Origin of the sequence: Corynebacterium sp. EPI-003-04-2554_SCH2473622 (assembly GCF_001665955.1) — a bacterium.
Classification (GTDB): Bacteria; Actinomycetota; Actinomycetes; order Mycobacteriales; family Mycobacteriaceae; genus Corynebacterium; species Corynebacterium pseudodiphtheriticum.
The window spans coordinates 106,077-124,878 of sequence record NZ_LZMN01000080.1; the positions used below are offsets into that span (position 1 = coordinate 106,077).

15 protein-coding genes are annotated in these 18,802 nt (G+C 56.7%); 4 read left to right on the top strand and 11 right to left on the bottom strand.

What is annotated here, in order from left to right; all coding sequences use genetic code 11:
• Positions 1 to 61: 61 nt before the first annotated feature.
• On the bottom strand, positions 62 to 1,933 hold the full coding sequence (glmS, locus tag A5774_RS09820) for a glutamine--fructose-6-phosphate transaminase (isomerizing) (RefSeq protein ID WP_031267907.1): 1,872 nt from the start codon (positions 1,931 to 1,933) through the stop codon (positions 62 to 64).
• A gap of 91 nt (positions 1,934 to 2,024) precedes the next feature.
• Between glmS and A5774_RS09825 the strand changes: the two genes are divergently transcribed.
• On the top strand, positions 2,025 to 2,864 hold the full coding sequence (locus A5774_RS09825) for a dienelactone hydrolase family protein (protein ID WP_064834644.1): 840 nt from the start codon (positions 2,025 to 2,027) through the stop codon (positions 2,862 to 2,864).
• An 18-nt stretch (positions 2,865 to 2,882) separates the two neighbouring features.
• Here the strand turns inward: A5774_RS09825 and A5774_RS09830 are convergent, their stop codons facing one another.
• The 4 genes from A5774_RS09830 to glmM form a co-directional block, all read right to left on the bottom strand.
• Complete coding sequence (locus tag A5774_RS09830) at positions 2,883 to 3,197, bottom strand: hypothetical protein (RefSeq protein ID WP_064834645.1); 315 nt, start codon at positions 3,195 to 3,197, stop codon at positions 2,883 to 2,885.
• Complete coding sequence (locus A5774_RS09835) at positions 3,191 to 4,900, bottom strand: hypothetical protein (RefSeq protein ID WP_064834646.1); 1,710 nt, start codon at positions 4,898 to 4,900, stop codon at positions 3,191 to 3,193. The genes A5774_RS09830 and A5774_RS09835 overlap by 7 nt, the downstream gene beginning before the upstream one ends.
• Positions 4,897 to 5,211 carry a hypothetical protein gene (locus A5774_RS09840; protein ID WP_035000469.1) on the bottom strand — a complete coding sequence of 105 codons (315 nt, stop codon included), beginning with the start codon at positions 5,209 to 5,211 and terminating at the stop codon, positions 4,897 to 4,899. The genes A5774_RS09835 and A5774_RS09840 overlap by 4 nt, the downstream gene beginning before the upstream one ends.
• 158 nt (positions 5,212 to 5,369) lie before the next feature.
• The gene (glmM, locus tag A5774_RS09845) at positions 5,370 to 6,713 is read right to left on the bottom strand and encodes a phosphoglucosamine mutase (protein ID WP_023018986.1); all 1,344 of its coding nucleotides are present in this window, start codon (positions 6,711 to 6,713) and stop codon (positions 5,370 to 5,372) included.
• A 103-nt stretch (positions 6,714 to 6,816) separates the two neighbouring features.
• Here glmM and A5774_RS09850 point away from each other — a divergent pair, with 103 nt between their 5' ends.
• Positions 6,817 to 8,196 carry an MFS transporter gene (locus A5774_RS09850; protein ID WP_064834648.1) on the top strand — a complete coding sequence of 460 codons (1,380 nt, stop codon included), beginning with the start codon at positions 6,817 to 6,819 and terminating at the stop codon, positions 8,194 to 8,196.
• 520 nt (positions 8,197 to 8,716) lie between these two features.
• Here A5774_RS09850 and rpsI read toward each other — a convergent pair.
• From rpsI to eccCa, 6 genes are all read right to left on the bottom strand, one after another.
• Positions 8,717 to 9,256, bottom strand: a complete 540-nt coding sequence (rpsI, locus tag A5774_RS09855; protein WP_027017529.1) for a 30S ribosomal protein S9 — start codon at positions 9,254 to 9,256, stop codon at positions 8,717 to 8,719.
• Positions 9,256 to 9,699, bottom strand: a complete 444-nt coding sequence (rplM, locus tag A5774_RS09860) for a 50S ribosomal protein L13 (RefSeq protein ID WP_021351957.1) — start codon at positions 9,697 to 9,699, stop codon at positions 9,256 to 9,258. Before rplM ends, rpsI begins: the two co-directional genes overlap by 1 nt.
• Positions 9,700 to 10,022: 323 nt before the next feature.
• Complete coding sequence (locus tag A5774_RS09865; protein WP_018121609.1) at positions 10,023 to 10,310, bottom strand: WXG100 family type VII secretion target; 288 nt, start codon at positions 10,308 to 10,310, stop codon at positions 10,023 to 10,025.
• A gap of 91 nt (positions 10,311 to 10,401) precedes the next feature.
• Complete coding sequence (locus tag A5774_RS09870) at positions 10,402 to 10,719, bottom strand: WXG100 family type VII secretion target (protein WP_018121610.1); 318 nt, start codon at positions 10,717 to 10,719, stop codon at positions 10,402 to 10,404.
• A 148-nt stretch (positions 10,720 to 10,867) separates the two neighbouring features.
• A complete protein-coding gene (locus tag A5774_RS09875) occupies positions 10,868 to 12,082 on the bottom strand; it encodes a type VII secretion-associated protein (RefSeq protein WP_064834650.1) in 1,215 nt (404 codons plus the stop codon).
• The gene (gene eccCa / locus A5774_RS09880; protein ID WP_231892412.1) at positions 12,079 to 16,176 is read right to left on the bottom strand and encodes a type VII secretion protein EccCa; all 4,098 of its coding nucleotides are present in this window, start codon (positions 16,174 to 16,176) and stop codon (positions 12,079 to 12,081) included. The genes A5774_RS09875 and eccCa overlap by 4 nt, the downstream gene beginning before the upstream one ends.
• A 150-nt stretch (positions 16,177 to 16,326) precedes the next feature.
• Here eccCa and eccD point away from each other — a divergent pair, with 150 nt between their 5' ends.
• Positions 16,327 to 17,721 (top strand): type VII secretion integral membrane protein EccD, encoded by a 1,395-nt coding sequence (gene eccD / locus A5774_RS09885; RefSeq protein WP_064834652.1) that lies wholly within the window; start codon positions 16,327 to 16,329, stop codon positions 17,719 to 17,721.
• Positions 17,721 to 18,802, top strand: a 1,082-nt coding sequence (locus A5774_RS09890) for a S8 family serine peptidase (RefSeq protein ID WP_197490282.1), incomplete at its 3' end; no start/stop codon positions are given. The genes eccD and A5774_RS09890, both read left to right, overlap by 1 nt.

Below are 18,802 nucleotides of genomic sequence, written 5' to 3' on the forward strand. Positions count from 1 at the left end.
TAACTCAGGTTTATGCACACCAGATCTATTCCACGGTGCAGGCTTATTCCACTGTGCAGATCTATTCCACGGTGACGGACTTCGCCAAGTTACGTGGCTGGTCGACGTCATAACCTTTTGCTTCAGCCACCGCGCAGGCAAAAATCTGCAGCGGCACGGTGGCCAGCAATGGCTGCATAAGTGTCGGCGACTGCGGGATGCGAATGATGTGGTTAGCGTAATCCTCCACGGCAGTATCGCCTTCCTCGGCAATCACAATCGTTACTGCACCGCGGGCTCGGATCTCCTGGATGTTCGAGACAACCTTAGAATGCAGCACATCACGTCCACGTGGTGATGGCACAATAACGAAAACCGGCTGGCCTTCTTCTACCAAGGCAATAGGCCCGTGTTTGAGCTCACCTGCAGCGAAACCTTCGGAGTGCAAATAGGCAATCTCTTTCAGCTTCAACGCACCCTCAAGCGCAACCGGGAAACCGACATGACGGCCCAAGAACAACACGGTGCGCGCATCGTGCATCTTCTCCGCGATAGATTTCACATCACCCTCAGCATCAATGACCTGCTGAATCTTTTCCGGCATCTGGCGCAGCTCGTTGAGCACGGCATGCACCTCGTCAGAGAACATATTGCCGCGCAACTGCGCGAGGTAGAGACCGAACAAATAGGTTGCGGCAATCTTCGCCAGGAAGGCTTTGGTGGAAGCAACCGCAATTTCCGGGCCGGCGTGCGTGTAAAGCGCTGCGTCAGATTCACGCGGGATTGAGGAACCACGGGTATTCGAAATCGCGATAACCTTGGCCCCTTGCTGGCGGGCGTGGCGCACAGCCATGAGCGTGTCCATGGTTTCACCAGACTGTGACAGGGCAACGACGAGGGTCTTTTCATTGACGATCGGGTCGCGATAACGGAACTCGTGCGCCAATTCAACCTCGGTCGGGATGCGGCACCAGTGTTCAATCGCGTAGCGAGCAACGTGCCCGGCATAAGCTGCGGTACCGCAGGCAATCACGATGATCTTGTCGACTGATTTCAAAATCGACTCGTCGATGCGCACCTCATCCAACGAGAGCTGGCCATTTTCGTCGAAACGGCCCATCAAGGTATCGCGAACTGCAGCGGGCTGGTCATGGATTTCTTTGTCCATGAACGAGGCATAGCCACCCTTTTCTGCGGATTCTGCATCCCACTCCACTTTGAATTCGCGCGGCTCGACGACGTTACCGTCATAGTCGGTGATCTCGATATCATCGGCAGTAACAGTAACCACCTGATCATTGTCGATGATCACGGCATCTTTGGAATAGTCGATAAATCCAGAAACATCCGAGCCCAGGAAGTTCTGGCCTTCGCCGCGACCAATCAGCAACGGCGAGTCACGACGGGCAGCCACAATCCGGTCAGGTTGATCGACGTGCATGGCCAACAAGGTGAATGCACCCGCAAACCGGCTAGCGGTACGACGCATCGCTTCTGCCAGATCTCCGTTGGCCTCGGTAGCGAAAACGTCGGCAAGCAAGGTGCCAGCGACCTCGGTGTCCGTATCTGAGACGAAGTTATAGCCTTTGTCTTTTAGCTCGCGTTTGATTTCCGCAAAGTTTTCGACGATGCCATTGTGCACGACGGCGACTTTGCCGTTCCCCACCACGTGTGGGTGCGCATTGACGTCACTGGGGCCGCCATGGGTAGCCCAGCGCGTATGACCGATGCCGAGAACGGAATCCGGCAGCGGTCGCTTCTTCAATTCTGCTTCCAGGGAAGCAACTTTGCCAGCTTTTTTACGCCAGGCGATCTGACCGTCTGCATAAACTGCAACACCAGCGGAATCATAGCCGCGGTATTCCAGGCGTGATAGGCCTTCCATCACCACGTCAAGAGCATAAAACTCACGGTCAGCGCCAGGGTGTCCCACATATCCAACGATTCCACACATGAGCTGGATACTACATTACGCAGAAAAATCGTGATGGCGCGCCTCTTACTCGTCGTCGCTATACAGGACGCTATACATTAGGCTGTTCTGTGTGAGTCTTAAAAAGCAGCTAGCAAACGTGTCCAAGCGCGGCCCGCACCGTGTGCTGGTCGGCGATTTAGATTATGCCGGCCTACCCGGCAAAGTTTATGCCCCAGCCGAAGGCAATTCTCTGCCTGCCGTTGCTTTTGGGCATGACTGGCGGATTTCGCTGAAACACTACCGCCATACCCTGCGGCATTTGGCTAGCTGGGGCATTGTAGTGGTCGCACCTGAAACCGAAATGGGTATGTGGCCAGATCACCGAGATTTCGCATCTGATTTAGAAACTTCGTTGCAAATTGCTGCCGGCGTGAAACTAGGCCAGGGCAATATCACTGTCAGCCCAAACAAGTTAGGTGTAATCGGCCACGGAATGGGCGGCGGTGCCGCTGTGCTTGCAGCCTTGGAAAATGAAAAGGTGCAATGCGTAGCCGCACTGTACCCTGCACAAACCTCACCTTCTTCACAAGACGCGGCTAAATATATTGACAAGCCAGGCTTAATCATCGGCCCAGAAGATACCGATATTTTCTCCGCTGGTAACCCACCACAGATGGCACAGAACTGGAACGGCCCAGTCTGCTACCGCGCGGTTGATAATGGCAAGCAAGCAACGTTTAGTGAAGACACCCTACGGAAGCTTTTCTTAGGCATTGGCATAGGAAAAGCTTCTGCCGTAGAAACCGCGCGCGGCCTGGTCATTGGCTTTTTGCTGCACCAGCTCAACGACGACAAACAATACTCCGATTTTTCTGATCCAGAAGCGGACGGAAAAGGATTCAGCAGTGTTACCGGCGATGAGCTGGAAGAAGAGCAAAAACCCTCTGGGTTGTTGGGCAAGCTGTTCTAATCCAGTAATCCCTCATCTTTAGCCAGGTCCGCGACGCAACACAGATTTCACTTGTCGCGGCCTAGCAGCTCCGGCCGCATCCCGCATGTGGCTTATTCGATTCGCCGTTGGTCTCGCTCGTTTTGTCTGAGCCTGCTGTGGGTTCTGCGGCGAACCGTACTCGCCGCTAGTCCGACCACGCCCCTGCTGCGGACCAGACGGTTTTTTAGCCTGCGTTTCTGCCTGTTTCTCTAAATCTTGCTGGGCTTTTTCTAACTTGTTCTCAAATTCCAGCAGGCGCTTGGCTGTGCGCTCCCGGAATTTTTCAGCGAATTCTTGAAATTCCATTACCATTGTCCCATTCTGTGCGTGTTGCCGCCTGCTTTCTCAGCTTCGTTTTCTCCATCACCTGGCTCATAAGCAGCGGAGTGTTCGGGCTCTGCAGGTGTCTCGGGTTCGGGTTGCGGGGCTGGGGTTGCAGGTTGCGCTGGTTGCACCGGCTCTGGTGCAGGTTCTGGTTTCGACTGCGTCTCCGGTGCTACCTGTGCTGGACCAGAATGGAACTGCTTTTTGTCCACAGAGTGTTCCGGCATTGGTTTTTCAATAACCTCGTCTTTTGGTTCCGGCTCTGGTTTTGGCTCAGGCTCCGGCTGTGGTTCCGGCTCTGGTTTTGGCTCAGGCTCCGGTTGTGGTTCCGGCTTTTCCTCGGATGGGCAATCTGATTCCGGCTCTGGTTCTGGTGCGGGTGCGGGTGCGCACTCTGGTTCAGGTGGGCACCCCGGTTCCGGTTGTGATGCAGTTTCAGTTTCACACGACGTAGAAGGAGCACAAGGCTCAGCAGCTTGCACCGTTTGTGGTTCCTGCGCTGACGAATAGTCAGGCTCTATACCTTGGGGCTCTGACTGGGATGGAACGGCCTCGCAACGAAGCTGCTCCAAACATTCAGTAGCCATGTCTTGCACCAGCTGTGCCCCCATCACTGCCATCCCTAGACCTGCCCGGGCCAATTCACCGACGCATGACTTGGCAACCTCGCAACCAAGCTGCACGGAACTAGCCGTATGCGTTGGTGGTGCTGCGGGATCCAGCTGCTCAGGCTCTGGCAGCGGAGTGGGTTGTGGCTCGGGTGCGTTTGGCACGCACTCTGTCCGTAACCGTTCATCGGTGACCTTCTGGGAGGCCCCGGACGTTTCGCAGTACTCAGCAGCGGAGCCGCTTGTCCCGGTCAGCCCTAGTTTCTGCTCTGTGGCCGTCTTACCTTCCGCTTGGCCAACTGGGTGACTCGGGTGGCTTGGTGTCCCAGGTTCGCACGAAGCAGTTGAGATTGGCGGAGCGCCTCCTGGATTTTCCACTACAGAAGTAGATTCTGCAGTTTTTTGTTTGCCGCCTATTGCCGGGCTGGATGTTTCCGACGCCTGCGCTGGTGGGTCGACGAGTTCTTTTTCACATAGCTGCTCACACCTACGCAAAAACTCTTCGTAACAGCCACAGATAGCATCATCTCGATCACCAATCATGCGCATGAACGCCGAGACCGCAGGTTCGATCACCATACTGGCCAACGTTCCCACCATGCCGGTAATCCGCATGATCGGATGCAGGCGCAGCAAACGGGTCACCAACTGAATGATTGGTATCACCGACCCCAGAATCTCTGATAGACCAATTTCTGAACTATCGCGGATATCGTCCACGGCAGTGCCGCAGGACTGAGCATCATCGGCAAACTTCTTGCTCGCTACTTCATCTTCTTCGTGATCCGACTGAAAGTCGCGCAACCTTTCTTCCAGACCACCTCCGGCAAGCTGCATCCCCGAACCGGAAGTCAAGATGTCTAAGACGTAGCTGAATCCATCGCCCTTATCTCGTTTTGCACCAGATGCTGCCGAGGACTGAGCTACCAGTTGCGAAGAATCCAGTCCATCTACCCTGCCAGCAGCTTCCCGCATGGTATCCACGACTCCCACCGGTGGCTGATAACTACCGCCGGATACTACAGAAAGTTCTGCCAAGCACTGCTGAAAATCATTAAGTAATCGATTAATCGCTACGCTCATCGAACCCGTCCCACCTGCTGTGCACTAAATGGTGCTGCATTGTGGTCATCTCGGACGCAGAAATTATCGCATTCTACGATGCCCGACTGCGCAGTTTGCTGGCGTCGGTAGATCCGTGCACTCCCCTGCGCATGCACAGCTTCGAGTGCTGCTGCAATACGCGCACCATAATGACTAAAACCCTGACCAGCAGCCTGAGAGGGATAAACCGGCCGGTCAGCAGCATGCGCGTGCTGGTGCTCATTATCAGCATGAACTACGTGGCGGAATCCCTCACGCAATGCCTCATAGTCAAAATCGACATTAGACATGAAAAACCGCACCTCCTTTTCTCCACTGCAAATCTGGGGGCACATAATGTGCACTAGTTACCCAGAAAGACGAGCAGAATCATCCAACGTTTTCTCTCGCCCATATTGGACTGCAGAAGTAGAGGTGCGGTTCCCGGAGAAATATTTTCGGGGAAGTTTTATACTGCAGAGACCACAGCCGCGAGTTGACCTGCGACTTTCCGTGCAGTTTCTTCTTGTTCTGCTTCCACCATCACCCGGAATAATTCCTCGGTACCAGAAGGCCGTAACAACACACGCCCGCCGTTGCCCAGCTCTTCTTCAGCCTTGGCAATAGCCGCTCGGACGTCGTCGTTGCCCATGATCACAGATTTATCCGAGACCGGAACGTTAATCAGCACCTGCGGAAGCACCGTCATGACCCCAGCAAGTTCTTGTAAGCTCTTGCCGGTTTTGACCATTTGCGACATCAACAGCAAACCAGTCAAAGTGCCGTCACCAGTCGTGCAGTGCTCTGGCAGAACGATGTGCCCGGATTGCTCTCCGCCCAAGGCGAACCCACCGTCATGCAGTGCCTCCACAACGTAACGGTCGCCGACCTTGGTCTGGATCATCTCAATTCCTTGCTGCTCCATAGCCAGGCTCAGTCCGAGATTCGACATGACCGTGGCTACCAACGTGTTGTGGCGAAGGTCAGAGTCATTTTTCATGCCAACGGCCAAAATCGCCATGATCTGATCGCCGTCGACGACATTGCCTTCGGCATCGACAGCCAAGCAGCGATCCGCATCACCGTCGTGCGATAAGGCCAAATCCGCACCATATTCCTTCACGGCTGCCTGTGCCTTCTCGATGTGCGTAGAACCGCAGTCATCATTGATGTTGTAGGCATTAGGCGCGTTGTAAATCGCATCGACGCGAGCCCCAGCTGCCGCATAGGCTTCAGGAGCGATCTTAGAAGCGGCGCCATTTGCACAGTCGACGACAACGTGCAGGCCGCTAAGATCCGTCGCACAAATTTCTTGCAAATGCGTCAGGTATCGTTCGTGTGCATCCGGGGATTCCTCAACCACGCGCCCGATGGCAGAGCCAGTAGGGCCGGACTCCTCTAATACATTCATGCGCGCTTCAATTTCGTCTTCCACGTGATCCGGCAGCTTGCGCCCACCAGCGGAGAAAAATTTGATGCCGTTATCCGGCATCGGGTTGTGCGAAGCAGAAATCATCACGCCCATATCCGCGCCGTAGTCGTCGGTAAGAAACGCCACCGCGGGTGTGGGAAGTACGCCTACGCGCAACACATCCACCCCACGAGAAGCCATGCCTGCCGCCATCGCCGCAGCGAGCATCTCTCCGGAAACACGCGGGTCACGGCCAATGATGGCAGTTGGGCGACGCCCCTGCCTATCGCGTTGCGAAGTCAGTACTTCTGCCGCTGCTGCGCCCAAACGCAGAGCCAGCGGAGCTGTGAGTACCTCATTAGCGTGGCCACGGACACCATCGGTTCCAAATAGACGAGTCATGCCCTCAATTATGCACCCTTAGCCAAGATCGCGACCTATCTGCTGGCTTTAGCCCTGAGATCCCGGCGCAGTACAGACGTACTGTTGGAGTAGCCTATAAGCCATGAATTCCTCCTTCAGCTCCGATGGGAAATCTGGCAAGGCCACGGCGAGCGCACAACAACTCACCCGAAGCCAACGGCTTGAGCAACTGCCTTTGACGCGTGCGCACGGAAAATTACTCGGCGGCTCCGGTATTGGTTGGGCGCTCGATGCCATGGATGTCGGGCTGATCTCGTTCGTGATGGCCGCGCTCGTCGCCCAGTGGGGGCTATCGCCTGAGCAAGCCTCCTGGTTAGGTTCCATTGGGTTCGTGGGGATGGCCATTGGCGCTACGCTCGGGGGATTGTTGGCGGATAAATTCGGCCGACGGCAAGTCTTTGCCGCCACGCTGTTAATTTATGGCTTGGCGACGGGCGCGTCTGCCCTGGCTGGTTCGCTGGCGGTGTTGATCATTTTGCGTTTTATCGTCGGACTCGGTCTGGGTGCAGAACTGCCTGTGGCCTCGACCTACGTGGCCGAATTCGCGCCGCGTTCTATCCGCGGACGCATGGTGGTGATCCTGGAAGCTTTCTGGGCCGTGGGCTGGATTCTCGCTGCGGTGATCGGCACATTCGTGGTGGCTTCTGGCGACAACGGTTGGCGTTGGGCACTGGCGTTAGGATGCATCCCAGCCATCTATGGCCTGGTGATCCGAATGGCACTGCCAGAATCCGTGCGCTACTTGGAAAGCCGCGGGAAAACACGCGAAGCCGAAAAAGTAGTGCAGGAATTTGAGGATTCCCCACGGCTGAAATGGCAAGCCAAGCGCTTGCCCAAGCGTACCGACGACGTCCAAGAAAACGCCGGGGTGCGGGGTGGAAAATCCATTTGGTCGCCATCTTTGCGGTCGCGTACCCGCAACCTATGGATCATCTGGTTCTGCATCAACTTGTCGTATTATGGCGCCTTTATTTGGATTCCGTCACTGCTTCATGAACAAGGCTTTAGCCTGGTGAAATCTTTCGGATTCACGCTAATTATCACTTTGGCACAGCTTCCCGGCTATGCGGTAGCGGCATGGTTGATTGAACGTTGGGGCAGACGGGCAACCTTGGCGACGTTTTTAGCGGGTTCCGCTGCGGCAGCTGGGTTGTATGGTTTCAGCTCCACCGAAGCAACGATCATTATCGCTGGATGTTTGCTCAGTTTCTTTAACTTGGGCGCCTGGGGCGCACTGTACGCGATTGGGCCGGAGCTCTACCCGACGGCGCTGCGCGGGACAGGAACTGGTGCCGCTGCTGGGTTCGGCCGCCTAGCATCAATCCTAGCTCCGCTGTTGGTGCCGGTTGTATTGAATCTCGGCGGACAAGGATTATTATTTGTGCTGTTCGGGCTGAGCTTCGCGATCGCTGCCGTTGCTGCATTCCAACTCCCGGAGCAAAAAGGTAAGCAACTGCGGTAAATAAATTAAAGAAATGTAGATAATATGTGGTTTCCTCTGTTAGTCGTAGCGAGTGCAGCAATATTGTCTGGTAGTGCTGCATGTTCTGCAGGGAAGCAAAACCCGAAGCACCCATCGGTAGAAAGACCATCAAAAATAGGCGTATGCTCATTTTGCATAGCTACGATTTTTTACCTCACTTCAGCGTTTTACCTCTTCCAAGGACATATGGCGCCCGCAATAGGCCTTGGATTCGCGGGACTAGTTACGTTTGCGATTGGCTACGGTGTGACACACTAAAGCGTCCCAGCCCCCGCAATCGAACACATTGAATTTTTGAATTAAACACCTAAATTTTCCTGGTCATAGGAATATTTATAGGTTCGCCCTTCTTGTCTATCACCCCTCACGAGTCCCAATAGGATGGCATAAAACAAGCCGCCGCTTCCGAAAAGGAAGCAGCGGCTTGCGGTTTTCTCGCGGCCCGTGCACCGCAGGGTGCGCCGGGCGGACAACGAGATAGAAAAGCGTAAAAGAAAATTTAACGCTTGGAGTACTGCGGGGCACGACGTGCCTTGTGCAGACCAACCTTCTTACGCTCAACGGCACGAGCGTCACGAGTGAGCAGGCCAGCCTTCTTCAGCTGGTCACGCTCAGCAGGGTTGTAAACGTTCAGTGCGCGGGCAATAGCCAAACGCAGTGCACCGGACTGACCGGTTGGGCCACCGCCGTGAAGGGTAACCTTGATGTCGAACTGGTTCTCCCGCTCGAGCAAAGTCAGCGGGGTCATGATGTCCTGCTGGTGCAGCTTAGATGGGAAGTAATCCTCGAAGCTACGACCATTAACAACAATCTGGCCGGAACCTTCCACCAGGCGTACACGAGCGACGGCGCGCTTACGGCGACCGACGGTTTGGATTGGACCCTCGTGGATTTCTGGAGCAGCGGTTTCTACCTCGTCGGAAACCTCCGGAGCCAGGGAATCACCAATGGTGTTGGTGAACTGCTCGGTAGCTGCGGTTGCAGCAGCAATGTCGGAAGCGTCAGCGACGGTGTTTTCTTCAAAGTTCTGATCAGTCATTACTGTGCCACCTGCTTAAATTCGAATTTTTCTGGCTTCTGGCCACCATATGGGTGCTCGGAACCAGCGAAAACGTGGAGCTTCTTGATGGATTCACCGGAAAGCTTGTTGTGCGGCATCATGCCACGAATAGCTTCTTCGACGGTGCGCTCCGGGTGGTTATCCAGGGACTGACCAAGGGTCATGGTCTTCAGACCACCTGGGTAGCCGGAGTGACGGTAGCGCATCTCACGCTCACGCTTGTTAGCGGAGATATGAACCTTGTCAGCGTTAACGATGATGACATGATCGCCGGTATCAACGTTTGGTGCGAACTGTGGCTTGTGCTTACCGCGCAAAACGTCTGCGACGGTGGAAGCAAGCTTACCCAGCACCACGTCGGTGGCGTCGATGACATACCACTTGCGGGTAATGTCACCACTTTTTGGGTGGAATGTAGACACAATGACTCCTTGAAAGTCTGTCTTGGACTGCCGGCCAACTTCTATCGAATGCCTCAGCACTACCCCACAGCGGCCGGTGGAGACCTGCAGGTAGCGTTGCCGTCTCACATAATGATTACGTCAAGAAAACACCTGTTGCATTTTCTGACGAAATCGCTCATGAGCCAGCAGGGCACACAGCTAGTTAATTCTACTGGAAACGCACAGCTATAACAACCTGTGCAACGACCCTGAAAATCCAAGCTCTAACCGCACAGAAAAACACTCCCGCAGCAAATACGGGAGTGCAGCAGACGAAAAGAGACTTGGATTTAGACCAGCCGTTAGCTCCAGGAAGCTGCAGCTGCGCGGTTGACATCACTCATGGCGTCATTGCCAGAGGTCACCGTGCGCGAGATGGTCGCCAAGACCTGGTTGAGTTCTGCCGCTGCCTGGTCCCAACGGGCCTGCGCTTCCTGATAAGCAATGCTTGATTCGCCTTCCCAGGTCGAAACCATCGGCTGCAGCTGTGCTTTCAAGTCATCGAGCTGCCCATTGATACGAGCCGAGGTGGAATTGATATCTGCCGCAGCAGCCTGGATGGCACCGAATTGGTATTTGATCTGTGACATTGAATTTTGGCCTTTCTCTGTTTCCGTGATGCTCACGGAGTTTCTGATAACGTGCTCACGCAATAGCACTCATGGTTGCAACAGGCTGGCGTTAGAGAGCCAGGCCTCCGCCACCAACGTTGTTAAACGCCTGTGCGTTTTGCGCTTCCATGTCGTCAAAGTGGTGCGCGTTATTACGGATATTGTCGCTGATAGAGGCCAGCGCATTCTGTAGTTCGTTTGCCGACTGTTGATAACGCTGCATCAGGTTGTCAAACGAGACCTGTGCCGCGCCCTGCCAATTAGCACGTACCCCATCGACTGTGCCCTGCAGGCGCGTTAACTCAGACTGCACCTCATTGTTGACGGTATCTACACGGCCTGCGGTTGCGACCATGACATCTGCTTCGGTGGCAAATTGTTGTGCCATAAAAAATCCCCTCCCCGGATTAGAAGTCTAAAAAAATTTTGCCCGAACGATAAGAGATCCCGGCATCCTGCCGTCGTCATCTCATCGCTCTCATTGTCATTGGACTGCGTATAACCGACTGTGGTTCCCAATACAAGCAAATAATTTTTTAAATTCGTTCTAAACTCCCGACGACCAGCTCACATGCCTGCTTGTGTTCTGCTGTTGCTGTGTGCCTACTGTGACACCCGACGGTCAACTGCTGGTTTTCTTCCACCCAACTAGTCCAGGCAATACGCGATCCATCACCCGGGTTTTCCACATAACGAACTTGTTCGCGTGGTTCGTGTTCACGGCGCCCTTCTTGCAAGTCCGGGCTGCTGACAACCGTCTGCATGATGTCAGTCAACACCTCATCATGATTGATCTGAGCTGCGGCGTCGTCATGCAACTGATCGGCAGTGACATAAATGCGTAAATTCGGGTCCTCCCCCGTCGCAGCAAACACCCCGGGTTGTGAACTATCACCAATAACAAAACCACGTGGTGTAACCAGCCGCAGTCCAGAATGCTCGTGCACCATTTGGGGCCTTTCCGCAGGACGCAGAGAAGCGGCACTCTCGCCAACGCCAGCCGACTCAACGTCAGCAGTCTCAGCATCAGGAGTCTCAACGTCAGTGGTCTCGGAGTCAGTGGTCTCGGAGTCAGTGGTCTCGGTAGAGCCAGCACCGCCGGCACTATCAGCGGTAATCATTGCATTTACCTCATCGACACCAACAGCACCGCCATAGCGATCCAATACCCACCACCCAGACAAACCAGTCACCGCTATACCCGCAGCCACCAAAATTTGAAACGGGCTGGGCCGCCAACCAGCCTTCGCGTGCCGACGACGCTTCGGCTTACGCGCAATCAGCTGCACAAAATTCGACCCCACCGACTGGTTTTCCGTAGCACGCTGGCTCACCCCGGCGCGGGCAGCAGCGAAAGCATCCTCGTCGCTGTGCATCGGGGCGGAGTGCGCAGCATCCGTAACATGCGAAGCGTTGTCCGGTTCTGCAGCAACGGCCCCAACGTCGTCGGCAAGCACCCGCACGCCATGTTGGGTGAGTACGCGGGCGAAATCGTCGTAAACTTCGGCATCATCCGCAAAAATTTCTACATCGATTTGTGGCCATTCTTCTTCAGCCATTGCCTCAGTCTGTTCCAACACGGCAGATACCGTCCATCCCTCGGTAATTCCGCGTGCGGGAAGGTCGTAGCGCACGATAGTCTCATCAGTGCCCGCGATACCGAAGACGGTGGCATCATCGTAGAAATACACCGAGACCTGCGCCCCGGAATGCTGTGGCTGACTTTCTGTCTCGTAGTCTGCTCGGATCATGACTCCACCTCTAAATCAGCAGCGGAGCTTACATTCGTGGTTGCCAATCCATTCACGGGTACAGATTGCGACTCAATTTCAGGCCCGTCTGCAGAGGAAGCAGCCCCCGGCACGGCAACGTGACAAGTGCCGACCGTCGAACCGTCGTCGTGCCAAATACCCCGCCCTGGGAGTGGTCCGCTGGAAGGTTGCGGCGCCGGTTTAATACCGAAGAAAGGGCCGTCGTCTTTATCTGCGCCCAAAACCACGACGCATGGTTGTGAATCGCGGATCGCGCTGAGCACCGGCCCGAAGGCAGCACGATTAAACCCACCAGCCTTCCGCGCAACCACCAGGTGCATGCCAATATCCCGAGCGTGTGGGATCAGTTCGATCAGCGGGTGCAGCACATTATCGGCGACCAAGTCATAGTCATCGATAACCAGGTAGATCTCTGGGCCGTCCCACCAGTCACGACGGGCAAGTTGTTCCGGGGAAATATCAGCCGAAGGCAGGCGCTGGCGCAGCGTAGTCACGGCATCGGCCAGAACTTTTTCTGTCTGCGGTGCGGAATGCGAATAGGCCGCCAGCATGTCTTGATCGATCATGCCCAAATGCGCACGCCGGTGGTCAATCACGACCATCCGCGCCTGCTCGCGGCCTAGGTCACTAATGCCAGCCATGACGGTGCGCAGCGTGGTGGTTTTACCCATTCCGCGCGCAGCCACACACAAGAAGTGATCGCTTGTCGACGGATCCCAGGCCAACGTCGACAGCCTCGGACCTCCCACCGCAACCGGGAGGCCGGGCACTGCAGCGGTGCCGGAGGGGTCGGCGTCGGCAAGCGTGCCAGCGGCTGTAAGTTCTGTGCGCGCGATCTTCTCCGGCAGCACTCGCAGCGCAGCAACCGGCTCGTCGCCACGCTCAGCGCTGACTGCAGCGATATGTGCCAGGTCTTGATTCGAGCTTTGCGCAATCAGCAAGTATTTCTTGTCGACGCCCAGTCCGCGCCCCGGAAGCGCCGGCAGCTTGTCTTGCATCTTGCGATCACACAGCGAATCCATGGATTCTGCGAGTTTCAGCTCCAGGCGTGTGCCGATGAGATCGCGGATCGCCGGGCGCAGCGTATTCCACCGCGGGGTCGCAACCAGTAGATGAATTCCAGCACTCGGACCATCGGCGGCAATCTGGGTAATTGGTTCGGCGAGGTCCTCGAACTCCGCGGTAGAGGTACCGATATTGTGCCAACCGTCGACCACCAGAAAAGTCTGCTGCTGGGTTTTCACTGTGCTGTGGGCTTGGGTGTTATCGCTGAGCAGACCAGAGACTTCGTCAACGACACGACGAATACGTTCTGGCTGATGACGTCCAGCGACCCCGGCCACGTGCGGTAGCCGCGACAAGGTTTCTAGTTGTCCACCACCAAGATCGATGACATAAAAACGTGCCTCCGCGGTGGAATGGGTCGCAGCTAGCGACGCCACCATAGTGCGCAAGGCGGTTGATTTACCCATTTGCGGACCGCCGCACAATGCGACGTGGCCACCGTGGGCTGAGAAATCAATCTCCAACAAATCTTGGCGCTGGTGATACGGCTGGTCGATAATTCCGATGCCCGCGGTAAGGTGTGCGCTGCGTTCTGCTACGCTGGCCAGCTCAATGGATTTCGGCAACGGCGGTAACCAAATTTGGTGTGCCTCCTGGCCCCTAGTGCGCGCCGTGGCCACAGCAGCATCAACCACGGCGTCCATGGTGGTACCCGCGGGCTCACTGGCGACGGCAAGTGTGTCCATATTCGTTGGTTCTGCCGCATCGGCAGGTTCCAGTGCATCGGCAGGTTCCACGTCTTCGGCAGATTTCAATTCGCCTGCGGGATCAGCAATCGGATCGCGTTCTGATGCCAACGGCTGGTCAATATCAGCCCAGCAAGAAAATTCAATAACCTGCGCATCAGCAGTTTCCTGCTCGAGTTCACCAGCTCCCGAACGGCCCAACCTGGCGGTTGTTCCGGAACCAGCTGTTGCCGGAACCTCCAACGGGCCAGAAACATACGCCGCCTGGAAACGCTGCAACTCTTCCGCATCAGTTTTCACATACCCCGCACCAGGTTGGCCAGGCAAATGATAGGCGTCAGCACTACCCAACACCTGACGTGATTCCATCGCCGAAAATGTCTTTAGGCCGATGCGATACGACAAGTGGGAATCCAGCCCCCGCAACCGGCCTTCTTCCAACCGCTGCGAAGCCAACAACAAATGCACATGCAATGAACGCCCCAGCCGCCCAATAGCCACGAACAGGTCAGCGAAATCTGGGAACTGCCCAAGTAACTCAGAAAATTCGTCGACGATGATCACCAGAGCAGGCAACGGCTCCAGATCATCCCGGCCGCCCCGGCGCGCCTGGTTATATTCACCGACGTTGGCGAAATTCCCGGCCTTACGCAGTACCTCCTGGCGCCGGTTCATCTCTCCGGACAGGGCGTCGAACATGCGGTCCACCAGCACGGCTTCATCTTCCAGGTTGGTGATCACGGCAGAGGTATGCGGCAAAGAGTCCAACCCCAAGAAAGTCGCGCCACCTTTGAAATCAACCAACACGAAATTGAGTTCTTCCGGGCTGTGGGTGGCAGCCAATGCTGTGACCAGTGTTCGCAACAACTCGGATTTTCCGGACCCGGTGGCACCGATGCATAAACCGTGCGGGCCCATGCCGCCGTGCGCGGATTCTTTCAAATCCAACTGCACCGGGGTCTTATCTGGCCCGAGACCGATCGGCACGGTTAAGCGGCGGTCGTCGCGTTCGCGTTCTGGCCACATCGTGGAATTATCTAACTGTCGCAGATCGTCGATGCCGAGCAGTGAGCCCATCTCATTGCGCGTGGTCTCTCCGGCGCTGCCTGTGGCATAAGGCCGGGAATATTTCGCCAGACCTTTCGCTAATGCATACAGCTGACCGTCGGCAAGCCCATCGGCTAACCCAAGATTTTCCAAGCCGGCTTCTGTTTGCACCGACAGTTCGTCGTCGGCAAACAGCAATAGGCCTTCCATTTCGGCACGGATCCCCAGCGCAGTGGTGCTACGCGAGTTGATGTCGATAATGGTGGTACACTCATCGTCGACCAAAAAATCCTCAGTTCCGGTGGTCGGCACGTCGTCAACCAGCAGAATTCGATACTGCGCATCTTCTGGCCTGCGAGTATGTGGTAGCCACTTCAGCCATTCCCAGTTCTGTGCTGTGCTGTTGTCCACCACACTGATGCCAACGGTTTCCGGGCCATGGTGAACAACCAACTGCGCCAGCAGCGCACGAGCCAGTGCGCGCGCCCGAATACCTGATAACCCGATGCAGCCAAAAGCCTGCAACTGGACGACGATGGGCAGCTCCGCAACCTGCGACACCTGGTCAACCGTACGACGTACGCTCACCGCACACACCGGATCCAGATCTTCCGGAGCACCCGATTCGCTGACTTCCACCGGGGTGCACAGCTCCGCTTCACCGAGTCCAAGCCGCACCTGCAACACATCGTCGTCATCGCCACTGCGCTCCCACAAGCGTCGGGTGTTCAGACGTGCGTGCAAATCCTCCGGGTGCGGATGGCGGGCCAACTGGTGTGCACGCTGTTTATCGGCATTGTTTTCTGCTTTATCCCGGATGACATCCAAGTGGCGCAGATAGGTCCGCCGCGTATCGTCGGCGTCGGCCTGCTGGCCCTGCGGCATGAACATCATCGCCATTGACATCACCATCATCAGCGGAAAGATCAGCAGCATCGGTGACATGCCCACCCCACTGACCGAACCGCCGCCGAAGAACATCACGCCGACCAGTAGCACCAGTACCGCGATCATCACCACCGGCAACAGAATCCGCAGCATGGGCACTGCTTGTGGTTTTTGTGCAGCCGGAACCGCGTCGACACGCAGACTGCCCTGCGGTAACGGCGGCAACGGATCACGCTGGGCTTGCGTGATTGGCTCCACCGTAAACTCTTGCGGGCCTATTGTGGGTTGCCGAGTGCCCACGGCAGCCGCGACAGCATTATCACTGGCTGCTTGGTTAATGGCAGCTGTGTTACTTGCTTCCGTGGTTGTCGGATACGCAGAATTCATAACCCCTCCCCGAATTATGTCTCTCCCCCGATCATTAGACACAGACCACATTGTAGGTCACAATTGCAGCATGGGGGTGATGTAGGGGCGGGTACGCCCCCAGTGACCGCGTACCCGCATTCGGGAGGGGAATTTCGGGAGGGGAATTCTATGTCTCTCACGCAGTGTTTGCGTGTTTCTTTGTGTTTTGTTGTCGGGGAATTTTCCCGCGAGGTCGATGTCGCAATCCCGCGGCACGCATCAATACTGGAGTTGTTGCCGCGCTGCACGCAGCTGTGCCAGGCACCACGAATTTCCAAGCCATGGCAGGCCTCTACCGTGGTGGGCCAACCACTGGATATGGGCTCGCCGGTGGGAGAAATTGGGCTTGCCGACGGCGACACCATCCTGGTGCACCCACGAGCGGAATTGCGCTCGCCGGTGGTGCGGGATTCTGCAGAATCACTGGCTGCCACCGCACACGGCAATCGTGGTGGTCGGCAGCTGTCCGCGGTGGTACTTGCCGCGCAAACCGGGGCAGCACTTCTGACCGCCGGGTTGGCGTGGTGGTGGCTGGCGTTTGCGGTGGCTGCGTTTATCGGGGTGGTCATCGTGCCTTGGCAGCAGCGCATACGGCACAAGACTGTCGATGGTGACAGTTCTGCAGTTGCACTCTCTTCGATTATTTCCGCCGGACTGGCCGGTGGTTTTCTCGTTGCCTGGGGGCTACAGCCTGCTGGAGCACCAGCGGATCTGATAGCACAACTTTCCGTTGCCGATACCGCATGGGCGTTATTATCCGGCGTGGCGGTGGCAGCATTATTGCTGGTGCTTATGATCGTTTACCGCGCTTTACCCATGCGCACGGTTGCCGCACTCACAACCGCGGCGGTGTTGCTCGTGCTGGCTAGTTCTGCGCTGTCGTTGCCGTCGGCAAGCATTACCAGCGCTTTTGCGGGCGCACTCATCGCTTGCGGGGTTCTCGGTTTAGCAATCGCACCGATGCTCGCAACCAAATTTTCCGGCATTCCTATTCCACGCTTGCCCACCGCCGGGCAGGAGCTGTCCACCACTGACCATGCTGCTGCGCGGACGCGGTCGGCCGAAGAAAAATCTCTCACATTGGCCCAGCGAACTCACGATGTGCACGCAGGAATCGTCAGCGGCATTGCGGCAATGGTGGTGCCCGCGCTATTGGCAGTAGGCATGGAAGGCGAAATTTTTGCACAGATGCTGTGCCTCGCAGTAGCTGGTGCAGTCTGTTTGCACGCCGCCCGGCACCACCACGGTGCTGCGGTGTGGGCATTGCTGCTGGTAGTCGCAGCCGCAGTCATTGCCATCGGCAGCAGCATTTGGGCCGGGCTAGACCACCCCGGCGCGATCGGCGTGGCGTTGGTGGTCATGGTGGCAGCATCGGCAAGCCCGGTGTGGGCACCACAAGTACGAGACCTGGAACCGACCACAATGGTGTGGCTGGAACGAGCAGAATCGCTTGCCGTTGCCGCATGCTTGCCACTCGCTCTGCAGGTCATCGGAGTATTCGCCATGATTCGGGGGTTGGGTTAATGCAGAAAGTACAGCAGCTTATAGTGGCAAGCACCGCCGGTGCTCTCGGGCTACATGGTTTTATGTTCTTTCCGGTTGGAGGCAGCACGGGTTCCGCGACCGCGCAGGCACAAACTCGTGACGACGTCGAGGTCCGCCGCACCGTTGACTGCGTTGACCCCATTGTGGCTCCGGCACCAACTCCGGCGGCTCCGGGAGCCGAGGCTGAATTTTCGAGGCCCTGGCAGGATGCTTTTGGCAGCTCCCCCGGTTCTGCGCCAGACCATTATGGCCGCACGGAACAGACAGGATCCGAGCCCACACACCACCAACAGCCGCTCACCGTCGGCACGGATTACCGCACCGCCCACCAATTCGCCACCGGAGCCGGGGTACGCGTGGCAGTTATTGACACCGGAGTTTTCAACCACGAACAGTTGCACGTGGAACCGGTCGCCGATTTGGTTTCCCCGGCTGAGAACAACCCACTACTCGACTGCGACGGGCACGGCACCATCGTCGCGGGCATCATCGGAGCCGAACAATCGGGCGTTGCGCCGAACGCACAGATCTTGTCCATCCGGCAATCCTCGGCGCACTACAGCTCCCGCCAGCCGAACAACACGCCAGACCATCAGCACGCACCCGATGCCGAGGAACCGGAGCTCACCGGCACTCTCAGCAGTTTTGCCCAGGCCATCCACACCGCGCTTGACCATGACGCACAGGTCATCAACGCCTCAGTGGTTTCCTGCATCCCACCGGAACACGCAGAGCATCTACACACACAAGCCCTTGACGACGCACTCGCCCGCGCCGAACACCAGCAAGTTCCCGTCGTCGCTGCCGCCGGAAATGCCGGGCAGGGGTGCGAACGCGGCTCAATCGTTTTTCCAGGAAACAACGAAACCGTCGTTACCGTCGGTGCACTCGCCACCCCACACGAGCACGCCGAATATTCCATGCCGCAGCTTGGTCACCCGACCGGCGCAGGTGACGGAGATGGCGGGGATGCCGCGTACAACTCCGGCGGCCCGAACGACGTGGCACTTTCCGCGCCGGGCCGAGTTTCTGTTGGACTATCACCAAATTCGCAGGCCTG